Here is a 16,655-nt window from a genome sequence, read left to right on the forward strand (position 1 = left end):
TCTATGACATTTATATCCAAAAAATACTTCTTGTACCTCACCCTAATTTTTCTTGGAGTAGCCGGTTTTTCCGCCTGTTCTCAGGAAAAGCAGGATAAAGCCAAAACAGACGAGGCAACACTCACCCAAACCGAACCCATCAGCGTCACCATGTACAAAAATCCTAACTGCCAATGCTGTTCGAAATGGGCGGCCTACCTGGAAGAGAACGGATTCTCAGTAAAAGAAATACCGTCGGATACCCTTGCTTCCGTTAAAAAACAAAAAGGAGTCCCCAATAAATTGGGTGCTTGCCATACGGCGATGATCGACGGATACGTGGTGGAAGGCCACGTCCCGGTCGAGGCGATTAACAAGCTGCTAAAGGAGCGGCCAAAGGCCAAAGGAATTGCCGTGCCCGGCATGCCGGCTCAATCCCCGGGTATGGCGGAAGAACCCGGGCCGGTTGACGTGTATTTTTTCAACGGACCAGACCAGGTGGCGTTTTTCGACAAGTTTTAATGATTAACGTGATGAGTTTCTGCTCTAAATCCAGCTAACACAACTTTACCATGACATCCAAAAACAAACTCAAATACCTGTTTATACTGGGAGTCCTTATTGCCGCTGGCTTCGCCCTGGCGGATTCACTGGGCTTTTTTAACCCGAAGCCCTACACGGCAGTAAACCACGGTTCTCATAATCACTATGTGCCGGACAACCTGGATCCCGGTGTCGGCATCAACCGATTCCCGATGGAAGAACCGGCACCCGGAGAAATGATCACCCCGACCGGGCAAATTGTCAAGAAAACGGAATGGAAACAGCCACAAAAGACGGCCTCCGAAGGTCCTGAAAATCAACATCCTGCCGGCGATAATATTCGAACCATTGCGATCATCGGCACTGATCAGATGAAATTTGTAGCCAAAGAGGAAGGGGATCGTATCGGCACGGGAAGTGCCATCAAGACCTTCAATGGAAAGTCCTACTTAATGTTGAATCAGATACAGGTCAAGCCGGGGGAGCAGCTCAGGATTCGCCTGAGAACGCTTAGTCAGCTCAAACCCGAGATGATGGCTCACAACTGGGTATTGCTGGACCAAGGTGTCAATGCCCAGGCGTTTGTCAACGCGGCCAACCGGGAAAACGACTATATCCCTCCCGCCAGAGAAAAAGACATAATCGCTAATACCGGACTGGCTGCCAGTGGAGAAACCGTAGAAATTACTTTTTCCACCCCAGAGGAGCCCGGCCGTTATGAGTACGTGTGCTCGTTTATGGCACACTTTGCCGCCGGGATGCGGGGACAGTTAATCGTTCAATCATAAACAATATGATATTATGAAGTATTTAATACTTACAGGCTTGTTGGTTTTTCTGAGCGCCTGCGGAGCGAAGCAAAACGAATCCCGGCAGCAGGCGCGACAAAACGAGAGCGGTTCGGCCCAGCGCGTCGAGCGGCTGGATCCCTACTCGGCTCCGTTGCACCGGGCCCAAAAAAAGGCGACGGCCACGGATTTTGAAGTGACGCTTTTAAACGGCGAAACATTCCGGCTTTCCGAGCAAAAAGGGAAGGTCGTGCTGATAAATATCTGGGCGACCTGGTGTCCACCCTGCCGGGACGAGACGCCCGACCTGGTCGATCTGCACGAGAAATACAAAGACGAGGGTTACCTCACCCTCGGGGTCTCCATCGACGAGCAGGGAGAATCGGTGGTGCGCCCGTTTATGGAAGAATACGGTGTCACCTACCCGATGTACATCGACAGCGATGGAACTGTGATGGAAAAATATGGCCCTACTATGGGCATCCCGACCACCTATATTATCGGCCGGCAAGGTAACCTGCGCTATTTCGCAGTCGGAGCGGTTACGAAAAAAGAGTTGGAACCGAGGATTAAGGAATTGTTAGCAGAAGGAAACTAACTTCTAACCAATTGAAATGATCTAATTATCTATGAAGATTCACCAGTTCATAATTGCTTCATTCGCAATCCTGCTTTTATTGGGATTGGGGAACAAACTTCCTGCCCAACCAGCGGGGAGCGCCGGAAAAGTGGAGGTAGAAGTCAAGCTTTCCCAAAATGTGGTTCCGGCCGAAGATACGGCTAAAGCTGCGGTAGTGATGCATATTGAGGAGGGATGGCACGTCAATGCCCACAAACCTACCCTGGATTACCTGATTGGCACGGAATTGAAGATTGAAGAGCACCCTGGCTTTACGGTTTCGGGAATTCAATATCCAGAGTCAGAGCGGTTTACCTTTGCTTTCGCCGGAGAACCGCTGGATGTTTATCAGGGCGACGCCCCCATATTTTTTACACTGGCAACATCTCACGGTCTGGCTCCCGGCTCCTACCCCCTGACCGGCAACCTGCGCGTGCAGGCCTGCGACGACAAATCTTGTCTGCCACCCTCCACTATTGACATTTCAATCCCGGTTGACGTTGTAGCGGCCAATACCGGCTTTAAATCGATCAATAAGAACCTTTTTTCTGCAAATGCGGGTGAATCTATAAGTTCATCCTCTGCTTCACTCAGTGACAATTCCATCGCCTCCATGTTTAACGAGCGCGGGACGATTCTGGCCTTTCTGGGGATTTTACTGATTGGTCTGGCGCTCAACCTGACGCCCTGCGTGTATCCGATGCTATCGGTCACGGTGTCGCTGTTTGGCGGGCAAGCCGAACAAAAGACAAGCACCCGCAAGACTTTTGTGATGGCCTCGATTTACGTGCTGGGGATCGTCAGTATGTACAGCGTACTGGGTGTAGCAGCCGCTTATACCGGCAACCTGTTCGGTAATTGGCTGCAAAGTTCAGCGGTGTTGGCAGGAGTCGGAATTATTCTATTGGCCATGGCGCTGAGTATGTTTGGATTATATGAGCTACAACCGCCTCAGTGGTTCTTGCAGAAACTAGGAAGCACGCAGGGAGCCGTGGGTCCAACCGGACATTTCCTGTCCGGCATTATGGTGGGTATTTTTGCTGCCCCGTGTATCGGTCCGCCGGTGATCGCGCTTCTGACCTTCGTCGGCGCCCAAGGCGATCCCATGTTTGGTTTTATCGTATTTTTTGTGATGGCCCTGGGTCTGGGACTTCCATATCTCATTCTTGGCACTTTCAGCAGTTTGCTGACAAAACTACCGCGTTCTGGAGAATGGATGGTTTGGGTAAAAAAAGTTTTTGGCGTGGTTCTGGTGGGTGCCGCCCTCTTTTTCCTGGCGCTGGCCTGGTTTCCGAAATATGTGCTCTACATCCTGCCTCCGACATTGATTCTAGGTGGTATCTATCTTGGTTTTTTGGAAACATCGGGACGTAATATGAAGATTTTTTCGCGTGTCAAGCGCGTAGTAGGTATCGCCGGTATGATAGGCGGGTTGCTCGTAATCATGAATCTGGCCAAGCCAACGGTGGACTGGGAGACGTACACCCCGGACAAACTTGAGGAGGCGGCTTCGAAAGAAATGCCTGTCGTGCTGGATTTTACGGCCGACTGGTGCGTGCCCTGCCTGGAGCTGGACCGCATTACCTTCACCGATCCAGAGGTGATCGCTGCACTGGAACCATATCGCACCATTAAAGTCGACCTTACCGATTACGAATCCCGGGAAGCTGAAGCACTCCGCAAACAGTTCGGCGTAGCCGGGGTACCAACGATCATATTCTTGGACGAAAATGGCAATGAAGTGGAGGAAGCCCGCATCGTGGGATTTGTAAACGCGGACGAATTTCTGAGACGAATGCCGGAATAAATAAATCAAAAGATTATGCCTCAAACGAACCCACATACCGGACTAATATCCCGGCTAAATGCCTGGATGCTGCACAAGGGGGAAGACCGATACAACCAGCGGGTAGAAGAACGAAAACGCCGGATATTTTCCGGTCTCTCGGGTTCGGTGCTTGAAATCGGTCCCGGTACCGGAGCCAATTTGGAGTTCTACCCCGAGAGGGTGCTTTTGACTGGACTGGAACCCAATCCGCACATGAAGCGATACCTGAAAGAAAAAGCCGACAAACTCGGAAGGCAGATCGAGATCCTCACCGGAGCTGCAGAAGATATTCCGCTGGAAAATGAAAGCATGGACGGCGTAGTAAGTACGCTGGTCTTGTGCTCCGTTAGCGATTTACAGCAGACATTACACGAAATTAAACGGGTACTTAAACCCGGTGGCACATTTTTATTTATGGAACATGTGGCTGCACAAGAACACACTTTTTTACGCCGTATCCAACGGTGGATTAAACCGTTGTGGAGACGGATGGCCGAAGGTTGTCGGCCCGACCGGGAAACCTGGAAAGCGATTGAAGAGGCCGGATTTAACGAACTGCATTTGGAACATTTCACGCTCTCATTACCCGTAGTTGGCCCGCATATTATGGGAAGAGCTACGAAAAAATAAATTTAATAACCCTTATCGAAGATGGAATCGCTCACGTAAAGTGAAAAATAGTATGGAACGCAAAGACTTCTTAAAACTCGTAAGCACCGGAGCTGGAATACTAACGCTTTCACCGGCCTTGCTGGCCTGCCAGTCGGAAAACAAGGGAGGACCCAATCCTTCCGTTGATGCCTTTTCACGACCGTTGTCATTTCCGGAAGAAATTCGAGCTTCTGAATTCGAATTGGCGGCCGAAACCGCCCGGCGAAAATTGGCTGGTGGAGCGGCCTCGGATGTCTATACCCTCAACGGCTCGCTGCCCAGCCCCACCATCCGGGTGCAACGCGGCGATACACTGTCCATCGACTACCGGAACCGCATTGACCAGGAAAGTATTATTCACTGGCATGGGCTGGTGGTGCCCCCCGACATGGACGGCCATCCGAAAGATGCTGTCCGGCCGGGACAAACCTACAACTACCGGTTCGATATCGACCAAAGAGCGGGCACCTACTGGTATCATCCGCATCCCGATAAACTTACAGGTCCGCAGGTATACCGGGGGCTGGGTGGATTTTTGCTTGTGGAGGATGAAGAGGAACAAGCGCTGAACCTGCCGTCCGGGGAGCAGGAGCTGCCGTTTATCATCCAGGAAAAACAGTTCAACGACCGGGGACAAATGGTGTACAGCCTGAATATGATGGATCGCATGATGGGTTATTTCGGAAACACCCTGCTGGTAAACGGGATGAAGGCCCCCTACCACGAAGTGAGCACCCGCTTCTACCGGCTCCGACTACTAAACGGCTCCAACGCCCGGATCATGGAGCTGGCTCTGAGTGATGAAAATCCTTTTTATGTAATCGGCAACGACGGTGGCCTGCTCGACCGGCCCTATGAAGTCTCTTCAGTAACATTAAGCCCGGGAGAACGGGCTGATCTGCTGGTGGATTTCAGCCGGTATAAAGCCGGGGATACCGTCCGTATGAGTGCCCGGCTGCTCAACGGCATGGGAGGTATGATGGAGGACATGATGGACAGGGACGGGGGCGGAATGATGAACGGCGAAGTCAATATGATGGAACGCATGCAGGGTATGATGGGAGGCAACAGCAATAATTCCCAAAATAAGGGTGGAGCATTTCTAGAATTCCGGATTACCCGGGAAACAGAGGACCCGTTTCGGTTGCCCCAAACGCTTACGGAGCTGTCTTTCCCCGACGCGGCCGATGCCGACCGGACCCGGCGCATTGATCTGACCATGGAGATGATGCAGGGATCGGCTATTAACGGCCGGTTCTTTGAAATGCTACGGGTTGATGAGAAAGTCTCTCAGGGGGCACTGGAAATATGGGAGTTCGTTAACAACACGATGATGCCCCATCCCATGCATATCCATGTGACCCATTTTAAGGTGCTGGATCGCAGTGGTGGGAGCTTGGCCCCTCACGAACGAGGCTGGAAAGATACCGTGCGGGTGGACGCCGGGGAAACGGTGCGGGTGCTGACCGAATTCGATGCCCAGGAGGGCTTGTACGTTTTTCACTGCCACAACCTGGAACACGAAGACAACGGAATGATGGCCAATTTTGAGATTATATCCTGATGTTGTACATAGCTCTGTAAGATGTTAATCACAAAATACTCTATTGAAACCATATGCTTATGGAATTGATACCCGAATGGGCCCCCAACATTCATCCGATACTGGTACATTTTCCCATTGCCATTATTCTGCTGTCAGTATTAATGGACTTGCTGAACTTCTTTCTGCCCGACAAGTGGTGGGACGATCTTAAAACGACGATACTGTATGGCATTGGTGCCATTTCGGCCGTAGCTGCTTATTATACCGGCACCTTGGCGGCCGACAGCATATTTGTGCCGTCCGGAGCACAATCCGTGCTCAACGAACATGCCGACTGGGCACTGTGGACCGTCTGGTTCTTTGGGATCTATGCTGTATTGCGAATTCTGCTCCACTGGTATCAAAAAATAGATCAGCAGGCCATTCGAATTGGACTGTTTGTCTTTGCCTTGCCCGGAATATTTTTTCTGTATGAAACAGGAGACCACGGGGCCAAGATGGTCTTTGGCTACGGAGCGGGTACCGGTCAGCTGGTAGAGCAGTCTGGCACTATCTCGGTTTCCACGGATAGCCTGCAACTGGCAAGTACCACTTTTATTGTCAGTGAAAATGGGAACTGGTCGTGGGAGATCGGTCCGAATGGCGTGAGCACGCTGCTTTCCCGGTTCCGGTGGCTGGAGGGATCTGCTTCAGAGCTGCAACCAACCGTTGTTAGCAACGACAACAATCACCTGCTTCAGATAACCGTCGATTCTACCAATAATTTCTTTGTGGGAAAAAACTCATTCCAAAACGTGCAGGTCGATTACTATCTGGACTTGTCCGATTTTGAGGGGGGAATCTCGCTCGTCAACCACGTGCAGGATGCCCAAAACTATGATTTTGTGACATTGTCCTCTGGCGGCACGATTTCCCAGGGACGGGTAAGTGAGGGCAATCGTGAAGTATTTGCCGAAGAATCCTACTCGGCATCGGGTATGCTGTTTATTCGCACCGTCGTCAATGGCACACACTTTCGGGTCTACATCAATAAAGAAATGGCGCTGCATGGCCACGGCGATGCACCCGAAGCCGGCAGCGTGGGCCTAAGGCTGGATGGAACCGGAACTGTACTTATCGATCGGATGACCTTAACGCAACTCAACAATCATTAAACCAACATTATGTTTACTCGGATATTATTGACTGCAGTTTTCCTATTTATAATCGGTACTTCCATATCTGTAGGTCAGCCTTCTGCTACAAAGAAGAATGTAATCAAGACGATTGAGGGCAATACCGCCTGGGTTTCAACTCTAACGCATACCCGGGGCACTTATAACGATAGAAAATTAGATCTCAACAGCCTCGAACTAGCTGTTCTCAAAAAAGAAGGGAGCTGGGAAATCAACGCGCTGCACTGGTCGTCAAGGTCCAGGAAATAAGAAAAACAACCTTTACTTTTATATTTTATTTCTACCCACATTTGAATAAGAAAAGAAATAATGGTTACCAGAATCATTGCCATATTGATAAGCGGCATTCTGGCGTTGCAATATGTTCCCGTTACGTTTAACGGAAAGACGGTCATCATTGATATCAGTTGCTGCAAAGATCTGATGGATTGTTGTTCCTCGGGAGCACAGGCGTACAGCTTGCACAGAGATCACGGTGAAAACGGTTCCTATACAAATTGCCACGCTTCCTCAGATATGTCGGTTTTCATTTTTATGGTATCCAAATGCGTGTTCCACAAAGCTCCCTTTACCCCAATCTTGGTTCAGAAAATATATTATACTCCCTTCAACAAGTATGTAAATCCACAAGATCCGGTTGACCGGCTGCTCAAACCTCCCCAGGCCTTCCTTCATGGGTGAAGTACGTCCCTACATCAAGGTGAAAATAATATCCCTATCTGATGATAGAGTCACAGCGGTTAAAAGCAATTTTCACCGTTCCACGGCTATTTAAGCAGTATGAAAACTGACTTATTACCAACCCGTACTTCGCCTCCGTGATATTAGCCTAACAAATCAACTTTTCACCCAATGGAGGATTACCAATGAAGAAATTCTATCTAATACTATTATTACTCAGTACCATTTTTCTGATGTTATCAAACATTACGCATGCGCAGCATTCTCACGCAGGGGATTCAAAGCAACCGGGACACCATACTGGATTGCATTTTGTCCATCCGCTGTTTACCGAGTCGGTCTCCCCGGATACGAAACTGCGCATGGATTACCAGTTTCAACATCCGGGATCGGCAAGCGAAACGGAGCTGGAAGGTGAATACGCATTCTCCCGGATCTTCAGTGTTGAAGCCGGCGTTCATTATGATCCGGTAGAAAAAAGCATTGGCAACACCCATTTGCTGTTCAAATTTGCCAACTATGCGCTCGAAGAGCTGGGCATACTCCTGGGATACGGTCTCTCCCTCGATCTTCCAACCGGCAGTGGCCACTCTCATGGAACAGAAGAGGGACACAGCCGGGAACCGGCTGGCCATCAAGAGGCGGAGAACATCTATCAATTTTCGCTGTTCCTTAACGCGGGTGTGAAAGCCGGAAACCTGGAACTGGTCGGGTGGACCCTGTTTCATATCCCCACGAATCAGGAACACCAGGAGAATGTTTCTACCAGCTTGGAATACAACATTTCGGCCTTATATCATCTGTCTTCCAGGCTTCAGCCGTTGCTGGAGCTGAACGGTACCCAACGGCTGAGTGGTATCAACACTGAGAACGAATTGTTTTTCTCTCCTGGCCTGAGGATTAAGCTCCTAAAGGAGACTCCCTTAATTATAGGGTTGGGAGCGCAGTTGCCGCTTAACGAAATTCAGAATGCCGAAACCCAATTTTTGGTATCAGCATTCTACCATTTTTAATTAATCAAACCAAAGGGACCTTCTTAATAAAGGAGGTCCCATTTTTTTGGTAAATATTGATTAATAGACTGGAATTACTATTTGACTCTCGACCATGGTACAGGGCTTATATTACGGGTGTAATCCGAACTAAACTACCTAGCCATGATGAAATCAACAGCAGCATTATTGACATTTATACTAATCGTTATTGGCTTCTCTTCCGCTTCACTTGCACAAAATAAAGCGTCAAACGATCAAACAAAGACGGTAGGTGAGCAAATTTCCCTGCAAATTGAAGGGATGGCCTGCAGCATGTGCGAACAGAACTGCAAGAGATCCCTCGAAAAACTGAAAGGGGTGAAAGTCAAATCAATATCATCCAAGGAAGGTATTGCTAAATTGACTTACAAGGGTAGTAACCCAATTAGCGATGAGACGATCAAAGAGGCCGTAGAAAATGCCGGTTATAAACTGACAAAAATCCAGCGGAAAGATTCAAACGAATCTGACGGCGAAACCAAACAATGATGGTTCCGCTGATCCTGTATTTGGTCGTGGTTAGCCTGCTGTTGCATACGCCGTGGGAACTGGCCCAGACCAAAGCTTTAAATACCTGTGCCGGTAAACCCTGGCGAATACGCCTGGGTAATTGCTCGGTTGGTATTGTCTCGGATGTGTTATATACCGTGGGACTGTATTATTTGATAAGCTGGTGGCTTTCCGATGCGCTGTGGCTAAGTGAGGCAGGCCTGCTGCACTACGGATTTGTGTTGATCATAAGTTTTGTAGGAGCCTATATCACAGAGCTTATCGCCCAGCGGCTCGGCTTGTGGCATTTTAACCGGAAAGTGCCGCACTTTCCCAAACAAATGGGAGATGTGGCGCTGACTCCGGTCCTGCAATTGCCCTTGCTGGTGGCACTGACCTATTTATTAACGCAATGGATTTTGCTTTAAATCAAAAACCTAATATCGGAAAATCAAAGATAGCATCATGGAAAAACTGACATTCAATATTCCCGATCTGCATTGCGAAGGCTGCGCCGACCGCACGACCAACATTTTGGAGCGTCTCGACGGCGTAAATAACACTAACGTAGCCTTCGACGATAAATCTGCCGAAGTGGAGTTTGATCCCGAGCAAGCTTCTTTTGAGGATTTCAAAAATGCTCTGGCCAAAGCCAACTATACGGCCGAGCGTAAATCAACAGCCAAAACAGAGAAGTAGTTGGTGGCCAATTGTTTTAAGATCCATGACTAATAACGGAAACGAATAACTGCTATGCAAAACCTGCAACTCCACATTGGCGGTATGGCCTGTTCGTTCTGCGCCCAGAGTATCGAGAAAGCCCTGGGGCAAAAAGATGGTGTCGATACCGTCAGCGTCAGCCTGGCCCACGAGCAGGTGCTGATTGAATACGACCCGGATCGTATCGAGGAACCGAACCTCAAGCAGGTGCTGCTCGATCTTGGCTATACCATCCGCGACCCCGACAAGGTCAAGGCCTTTGAGGAACAGCAGCAGGAACTGAAGACGCATCGCAACCGCCTGCTGGTTGCTTCGGTGCTTACTCTGGCTGCGCTCGGTATTATGTCGATGATGTGGGCGGGTGTCATGGCCTGGTGGCATCCGTATGCAACCATGATATTGGCCCTGGCCACGATGTTCGGCCCGGGCTGGTACATCAAGAAAAAGGCCTGGCAGTCGCTGCGCCGGGGCATACTCAACCAGCATAACCTGCTGGAGTTCGGGGCTTTTTCTGGTCTGATCGGCGGCATCGCTGGCCTGTACAACCCCGTCTTTCCGGCCACCGAGTTTTTTGGCGTATCGGTCTTTATCACAACCTACCACATACTGTCCGGCTGGTCGGCCAACAAGGTGCGGGCCCGGGCCTCAGAGTCGGTACGCAAGCTTCTGGACCTGCAACCTGACACCGCCCGCCGGGTGAATGAGGATGGCAACGAACGGGAAGTAGAAATTGATCAGCTGGAGATCGGCGATCGGGTCCGGATCCGTCCCGGCGAAAATATTCCCGTCGATGGGGAGATTCTTAAAGGTCGCTCCGGGGTGGACGAGAGCATCGTGACCGGTGAATCCATCCCCGTGGAAAAAGGCGAAGGCGATCAGGTGGTGGGCGGATCGATCAACCAGACGGGTAGCCTGCTGGTTAAAGTGACGGCCCTTGGAGACGATTCTTTCCTGCAGCAGATTGCCCGACACATCGAGGCGGCCCGCGCCATGAAGCCCGGCATCATCCAGCTGGTGGACCACGTGCTCAAATACTACGTGCCCGGCGTAGTGGGGTTTGCCATACTATCCCTGCTTATTTGGACGCTGGGCCTCTGGCTGGTAACAGGCGAAACGAACCTGCCCCGCGCAATCTTTGCCATGCTGGATGTATTCGTGCTGGGCTATCCCTGCGCTTTGGGTATGGCCACGCCGCTGGCGATGATTCGAGGCGGAGGCATGGCGGCCGACCGGGGCATCCTGATGCGTTCGGGGGGAGCCTTTCAGATCATGAAGGACATTGACACCGTGGTGCTGGACAAGACCGGTACGCTTACTATTGGCGAACCCAAAGTCGTGGACGTGTTTACCACCGACCACATGAGTAAAAATGAATTTCTCAGGCTGGCCGGGGCCGCTGAACGAAACTCCGAACACCCGCTTGCACAGGCGGTGGTTGATTATGCAGGAGGTAACGTTGACCGATTCCCCGAAGCCACTGATTTCGATTCTACCACCGGCAAAGGAATCCGGGCCACCGTTGACGGTCGCACCATCCGGGTGGGCAGCCTGGAATTCCTGCGGGAACAGGGAATTAACATAGAACAAAACAGCTCCTGGATTTCCGACCATGAACAGCAGGGGCACACCGTCATCGCCATGGCCACCGACGAAACCCTGTCCGGATTTTTTGCCCTGGCTGATACGCTCAAGGAGGACGCGGAAGAGACGGTTGGGCGACTGAAGGACATGGGACTGAACCTGGTGCTGCTGACCGGTGACAACAAGCGAACGGCCCGGGCGATCGCTGATCAGGTAGGGATCGAACAGATCGAAGCCCGGGTGCAGCCGGATCAAAAGGCTGAACGCATCCGCAGCATACAAGAGGAAGGCAAGCGCGTGGCGATGGTCGGCGACGGCATCAACGACGCCCCGGCCCTGACGCAAGCCGATGTGGGTATGGCTATCGGCACGGGCACCGACATTGCCATCGAATCGGCCGATGTGATCCTGATGGGTGAACGGTTGTACGCCCTGGTCGAGGCCTTCGAAATTGGGGAAAACTCCTTCAAGAAAACCAAACAGAACCTGTTGCTGGCCTTCAGCTTCAACGGCATCGGCGTGCCCCTGGCAACAACCGGACTACTCTATCCGGTCTGGGCGATGATCGCCATGGTGGCCAGCGTGACGGCCGTATTGGCGAACTCCTTCTTGGGGCGACTCATTTCCAAAGCTTCCCGGTTCAGAGAACAGGAGAAAAGCCGACAGCAATCCATTACCTATCGCGTCCCCAACATGCACTGCGAAGAAACCATTTCCAGCACGCTCAACAAGCGATTTGAGGATGTTATCGTAGAAACGGATCTGGATCAAAACGAAGTAACGGTCGTGTTCACCAATGGCAACGTCAACGATTCCAGCCTGCGCGAGGCGCTGGTGGAAATGGGATATAAACCGGAATTGGAGCACCGATAACTTTTATTAAAAGTTCAATTATTATGATACGATATTCTATTTTTCTTTTGCTATCGCTCGTACTTCTATTCTCGGGTTGTGAACAAAACTTCGTTAAAGACTGGGACAGCCAGCCGCAGGATATGACCGCCGCGATGGGCGTGGTGCCCGACTCCCTGCAGGCCATAAACCTGGCGCCTTTGGTCAAGGCCTATCACGATGGTGGAGACCTTTACTTCATCCACACCGAAGCATCGGACTCTTCGGTAGCCAATATGCTGACCGAGATGATGGGACCAAAGGTAGTGCATATGCCGAAGCTGGCACAAACCCCTGATACATTGCTTGCTGATATTTACGTCTTTAAAAACGGGATCGAAGGACACGGCCCGTTTGGATTCCAACCCGATATCTTTGGTTCCGTTCCAGGTGATCCCACCTATAGCCCACTACGTTCCATTCACCTGGTTCGCTGGAACGAAGAGGCCGAACCCCGAGAATTGAAAACCTTCGAGGCTCTCATGGATGCTCGATCTAATGGAAAACTTACGATTGAAGAGGCCGGCATTGTGGTCAATATGCCCGTACTGGTCTGGCCCGGTGGACACCGGTAAATTACCGCTTGACTCTGGGGTATGGTACAGGCCTTATATTGTATGATAGAATATAAAACAGTCATTAATTATGGATTCGACCCAAACCACTAAAACCAACAATCAAACCTGGAAGCAGAAAGCCTCCAGCTTTGTTGCCCTGTTTACCTCTACCGGCACATTAATATGCTGTGCCCTGCCCGCGGCGGTTGCCGCTTTTGCTGGCGGTGCGGCCGTGACCTCCATGATTTCTACGTTTCCGTGGATGGTTACCCTGTCTGGCTACAAAGTATGGATTTTTCTTGGATCCGGAATTATGCTGCTTATAAGTGGCATTCTGGTGTACCGCCCAAAAGGTAAAGTGGCATGCAGCATTACCGGAGGTCAGGGATGTGAAATGGCTGGCCGATTTACCAAAGTTATGTTTTGGTCTTCGGTCATCATTTATAGCACCGGAGCTTTTTTTGCCTACGCACTGGTTCCAATTATGAGGTTTCTGGGAATTTAACCATCTATTTAGTCAGCCAAATACTATGAGTACTCGTTATCCAAAGATTGTTACTAGGTTACTATTAATTTTCATTGTTGTCGGACTGTCGCAGGTAGTTGTCAGTAATTCCTATGCCCAAGGTGGTCACGGCCCGGTATTTACGTTGGCTACCCCCACCCTCGGACAGGGTGAACTCAGTTTTGATGTGATGGCGATGTCTACCCGGCAAGGCAACTCGGCATGGATGCTCCGCCAGAACTGGCATTACGGTCTGACCGAAGATATTCAACTGAACATATCAGTTCCCACCCCTCTGCAAAGAATTGCTAATCCCCCTCAAGGCCGACTTGGCACCATGATGGGCAGTTACGGTGACCTGGAGGTCTCGGGGCTGTTTCGCTTATTTAAAACCTATCCGGGGGTCGGGCAACGGTTTGAATCGACCCTGTTGCTCAGTGGGTCAGTCCCGACCGAAGACAAACGAGGAGGCCTTCATGTAGGTCCAAGCCTGCACGGCGGACTCGTAACCGGCTATGCTTCGCGGACCTTCTACGGGTGGGCCGGGGGCGGTTATCAGTATTACACCGAGCAGCACAACGACCGGCTGGGAGATATTGCGTATGTCACCGGCGTAATTGGCTACCGGCCGCCCGTCTTCCAACACGATTATCCCAAACCGGACTGGCGTATTTTTGTAGAGAGCGTCACCGAATGGGTTGGCAATAATGAAATGGGAGGTCTTGAACAGCCAAATACAGGTGGCACAAAATCGTTGCTCGGTCCCAGTGTATTGGGACTGTACGGGAAGTGGGGATTGTCCGGGGGTATTTTATTTCCGGTATACTCGAGCTTTCCCGGCACGCAAGACTCCGAATCGTATCGGCTGAACTTTGTACTATCATATTGGTTTTAACTATAAAAACGTGAGGTTTTATTATGAAGAATTACATCGTATTATTTCTAATCGGTCATTTCCTGATTCCCCTGCAGGGGCAGGGTCAACTTTTGGAAGTCAAACAAACCGTGTTTGGCATGGACTGTGCGCCCTGTGCCTACGGTCTGGAAAAGCGCATTCAAAAAATGGATGGAGTAGAATCCGCTTCGGTCAGCCTTAACGACGGTTTGTTAACGGCTAACCTGAAACAAGATAATAAACTAACTCTTAGCGACATTCGCCAGGCCGTTGAGGAAAGCGGATTTAAAGCCAAGGAAGCGAACATCACTGTAACAGGAACGGTGACCAAGAATGAATCAGGCAGTCTTGTTTTGGAAACAGTTGTGGGAGAGCATTTCATATTGGAAGCTGAAAATGAACGCAAACTTAAGGATATTTCAAATACCAACGGCTCTCTGACCATAACCGGTAAAGCGGAAACGAGTGACGGGGCCGGGACTAAGCTGTGGATAGCGAGCTTTGATAAAACAAAAGCGTAATTCTCTTTCATCCCAACAGATTTCGAAATTATGAGAGAAAACATGGACGAAAAGTATGAGGGCATCACAACCTACAAAATCGGGGAAGTGGCCCGCAGAGCTTCCGTCAACAAAGAAACGGTTCGCTACTACGAAAAGCGAGAGCTTATTCCACAACCAGATCGTCGTCGGTCGGGCTACCGGATTTTTACCCAACGGCATATCGACCAGATCAAGTTTATTAAACGAGCACAGGAACTGGGCTTCACCCTAAGTGAGATCCAGGAGCTGCTGGATCTTCGTATGGACGAGCACACCACTTGCACCGAGATCAAAAGTGAGGCGCAAGAAAAATACCAGGATGTGGTAAAAAAAATCGAAGATCTACAGCGAATTAAGTGGACCCTGCTTGAGCTGATCGACTCATGCGCGGGGGAAGGACCGAAAGGTGATTGCCCTATTCTTGGTGCCTTGGAAGGAGAGACTGATACAGGACAGAATTTAAGATAATAGCAAGTAGAGATATTTTTTATCTTTATTTAAGTATTTAATTAAATAATATATTTATTATATTCGTGTTGTATTAATGAAACACAACTAACCCCCAACAATCATGAGCAAACAAGAATGTATTCGTGAGGTCGCTGACCTTAATCAGATTAACAGGTGCATTGAGTCCCTGGACGAAGTAGAAGAATCCATTGACCGACTGGTGGACATTCTTAAGCTGACTGCCAATGACGTACGTCTAAAAATCCTTTACCTTCTTAACAAGGAAGATGAGCTTTGTCCCTGCGACCTGAGTGATATCCTGGATATGAGCGTACCGGCGGTCTCCCAGCACCTTCGCAAACTCAAAGACGGAGGACTGGTGGAGACCGAGCGGGACGGGCAAACTATTTTTTATTCGTTGAATCCGCTATTTAACAGGATTCTTTCACCAAATTTCGATCAAATCAAAGATAACAATATTCTGGAGGTATTAGCCGCATGAAGGAGCAAAACCAAGATAACACTGATACAAAGTGGATGGGTGCCGGCCTGTTTGCCGCGTTTGTCGCGTCCCTTTGTTGCGTAACTCCAGTGCTCGCATTTCTGGCAGGTATCGGCGGTGTGGCATCTACCTTTTCGTGGATCGAGCCCTTTCGCCCGTACTTGATAGGGCTTACCGCTTTGCTGCTGGGCTTTGCCTGGTACCAAAAACTTAAACCCCAATGGGATCCGGAGTGCGCCTGTGAGGAAGATCCCTCGTTCTGGAACACCAAGGGATTTTTAGGTATCGTAACCATACTGGCCGCACTACTGCTGGCTTTTCCCTACTACTCGGATGCCTTTTTCCCTAAACAGGACAAGCAGGTCGTGTACGTGCAGGAAAGCCAGGTGCAAACCATCACCTGGGACATCAAAGGGATGACCTGCACCGGCTGTGAGGCAACTGTCGAAAATGCTGCCAGCGGTGTAGATGGAGTTCTGGAAGCCGCCGCTTCCTATGATGCTGGTAAGGCAACCATCAAGTATGACCAGAGCAAGACCAACCAGGAAACAATTAAAGCCGCTATCAACAAAACCGGTTTTACGGTAGCCGAGAAGCAGGCCAATTAGCAGTAGCCGTATTACCTGCTTTGACCATACCCGACCATTTATTCTATCATTAATTTAAGAATTTGCTTAAA

General features: G+C 50.1%; 21 protein-coding genes. All 21 read left to right on the forward strand.

What is annotated here, in order from left to right:
• Positions 1-3: 3 nt before the first annotated feature.
• A complete protein-coding gene (locus NC796_RS05005) occupies positions 4-501 on the forward strand; it encodes a DUF411 domain-containing protein (protein ID WP_310682680.1) in 498 nt (165 codons plus the stop codon).
• 50 nt (positions 502-551) lie between these two features.
• Positions 552-1,310, forward strand: coding sequence for a plastocyanin/azurin family copper-binding protein (locus NC796_RS05010; RefSeq protein ID WP_310682682.1), 759 nt, complete (start codon positions 552-554; stop codon positions 1,308-1,310).
• Between the two features lie 13 nt (positions 1,311-1,323).
• Complete coding sequence (locus tag NC796_RS05015) at positions 1,324-1,908, forward strand: TlpA disulfide reductase family protein (protein ID WP_310682683.1); 585 nt, start codon at positions 1,324-1,326, stop codon at positions 1,906-1,908.
• Between the two features lie 31 nt (positions 1,909-1,939).
• Positions 1,940-3,736: a cytochrome c biogenesis protein CcdA gene (locus tag NC796_RS05020; RefSeq protein ID WP_310682685.1), complete on the forward strand. Its 1,797-nt coding sequence runs from the start codon at positions 1,940-1,942 to the stop codon at positions 3,734-3,736.
• Positions 3,737-3,751: 15 nt separating this feature from the next.
• The gene (locus NC796_RS05025) at positions 3,752-4,387 is read left to right on the forward strand and encodes a class I SAM-dependent methyltransferase (protein WP_310682687.1); all 636 of its coding nucleotides are present in this window, start codon (positions 3,752-3,754) and stop codon (positions 4,385-4,387) included.
• 52 nt (positions 4,388-4,439) lie between these two features.
• Positions 4,440-5,972, forward strand: coding sequence for a multicopper oxidase domain-containing protein (locus NC796_RS05030; RefSeq protein ID WP_310682688.1), 1,533 nt, complete (start codon positions 4,440-4,442; stop codon positions 5,970-5,972).
• A gap of 59 nt (positions 5,973-6,031) precedes the next feature.
• Positions 6,032-7,108, forward strand: a complete 1,077-nt coding sequence (locus tag NC796_RS05035; protein WP_310682689.1) for a DUF2231 domain-containing protein — start codon at positions 6,032-6,034, stop codon at positions 7,106-7,108.
• Positions 7,109-7,117: 9 nt separating this feature from the next.
• Positions 7,118-7,378: a hypothetical protein gene (locus NC796_RS05040; protein ID WP_310682690.1), complete on the forward strand. Its 261-nt coding sequence runs from the start codon at positions 7,118-7,120 to the stop codon at positions 7,376-7,378.
• A gap of 60 nt (positions 7,379-7,438) precedes the next feature.
• Positions 7,439-7,810, forward strand: a complete 372-nt coding sequence (locus NC796_RS05045; protein ID WP_310682691.1) for a hypothetical protein — start codon at positions 7,439-7,441, stop codon at positions 7,808-7,810.
• Between the two features lie 185 nt (positions 7,811-7,995).
• Positions 7,996-8,823 (forward strand): hypothetical protein, encoded by an 828-nt coding sequence (locus NC796_RS05050; protein WP_310682692.1) that lies wholly within the window; start codon positions 7,996-7,998, stop codon positions 8,821-8,823.
• A gap of 144 nt (positions 8,824-8,967) precedes the next feature.
• Positions 8,968-9,333: a heavy-metal-associated domain-containing protein gene (locus tag NC796_RS05055; protein WP_310682693.1), complete on the forward strand. Its 366-nt coding sequence runs from the start codon at positions 8,968-8,970 to the stop codon at positions 9,331-9,333.
• Entirely contained in the window at positions 9,330-9,761 is a 432-nt protein-coding gene (locus NC796_RS05060; RefSeq protein ID WP_310682694.1) for a hypothetical protein, read from the forward strand. Before NC796_RS05055 ends, NC796_RS05060 begins: the two co-directional genes overlap by 4 nt.
• Before the next feature lie 37 nt (positions 9,762-9,798).
• Positions 9,799-10,032, forward strand: coding sequence for a heavy-metal-associated domain-containing protein (locus NC796_RS05065; protein ID WP_310682695.1), 234 nt, complete (start codon positions 9,799-9,801; stop codon positions 10,030-10,032).
• An 84-nt stretch (positions 10,033-10,116) separates the two neighbouring features.
• Complete coding sequence (locus tag NC796_RS05070; RefSeq protein WP_409070355.1) at positions 10,117-12,507, forward strand: heavy metal translocating P-type ATPase; 2,391 nt, start codon at positions 10,117-10,119, stop codon at positions 12,505-12,507.
• Between the two features lie 23 nt (positions 12,508-12,530).
• Positions 12,531-13,100 carry a hypothetical protein gene (locus NC796_RS05075; protein WP_310682696.1) on the forward strand — a complete coding sequence of 190 codons (570 nt, stop codon included), beginning with the start codon at positions 12,531-12,533 and terminating at the stop codon, positions 13,098-13,100.
• A 70-nt stretch (positions 13,101-13,170) separates the two neighbouring features.
• Positions 13,171-13,587: a hypothetical protein gene (locus NC796_RS05080; protein WP_310682698.1), complete on the forward strand. Its 417-nt coding sequence runs from the start codon at positions 13,171-13,173 to the stop codon at positions 13,585-13,587.
• A gap of 25 nt (positions 13,588-13,612) precedes the next feature.
• Positions 13,613-14,482 carry a hypothetical protein gene (locus NC796_RS05085; RefSeq protein WP_310682700.1) on the forward strand — a complete coding sequence of 290 codons (870 nt, stop codon included), beginning with the start codon at positions 13,613-13,615 and terminating at the stop codon, positions 14,480-14,482.
• 23 nt (positions 14,483-14,505) lie between these two features.
• Complete coding sequence (locus tag NC796_RS05090; RefSeq protein ID WP_310682702.1) at positions 14,506-15,003, forward strand: heavy metal-associated domain-containing protein; 498 nt, start codon at positions 14,506-14,508, stop codon at positions 15,001-15,003.
• A 30-nt stretch (positions 15,004-15,033) separates the two neighbouring features.
• A complete protein-coding gene (locus NC796_RS05095; protein WP_310682704.1) occupies positions 15,034-15,492 on the forward strand; it encodes a heavy metal-responsive transcriptional regulator in 459 nt (152 codons plus the stop codon).
• Between the two features lie 103 nt (positions 15,493-15,595).
• Positions 15,596-15,976, forward strand: a complete 381-nt coding sequence (locus NC796_RS05100) for a metalloregulator ArsR/SmtB family transcription factor (protein ID WP_310682706.1) — start codon at positions 15,596-15,598, stop codon at positions 15,974-15,976.
• On the forward strand, positions 15,973-16,584 hold the full coding sequence (gene merTP, locus NC796_RS05105; protein ID WP_310682708.1) for a mercuric transport protein MerTP: 612 nt from the start codon (positions 15,973-15,975) through the stop codon (positions 16,582-16,584). The genes NC796_RS05100 and merTP overlap by 4 nt, the downstream gene beginning before the upstream one ends.
• Positions 16,585-16,655 lie beyond the last annotated feature (71 nt).

Origin of the sequence: Aliifodinibius sp. S!AR15-10 (assembly GCF_031569985.1) — a bacterium.
Lineage (GTDB): Bacteria > Bacteroidota > Rhodothermia > Balneolales > Balneolaceae > JAMQKA01.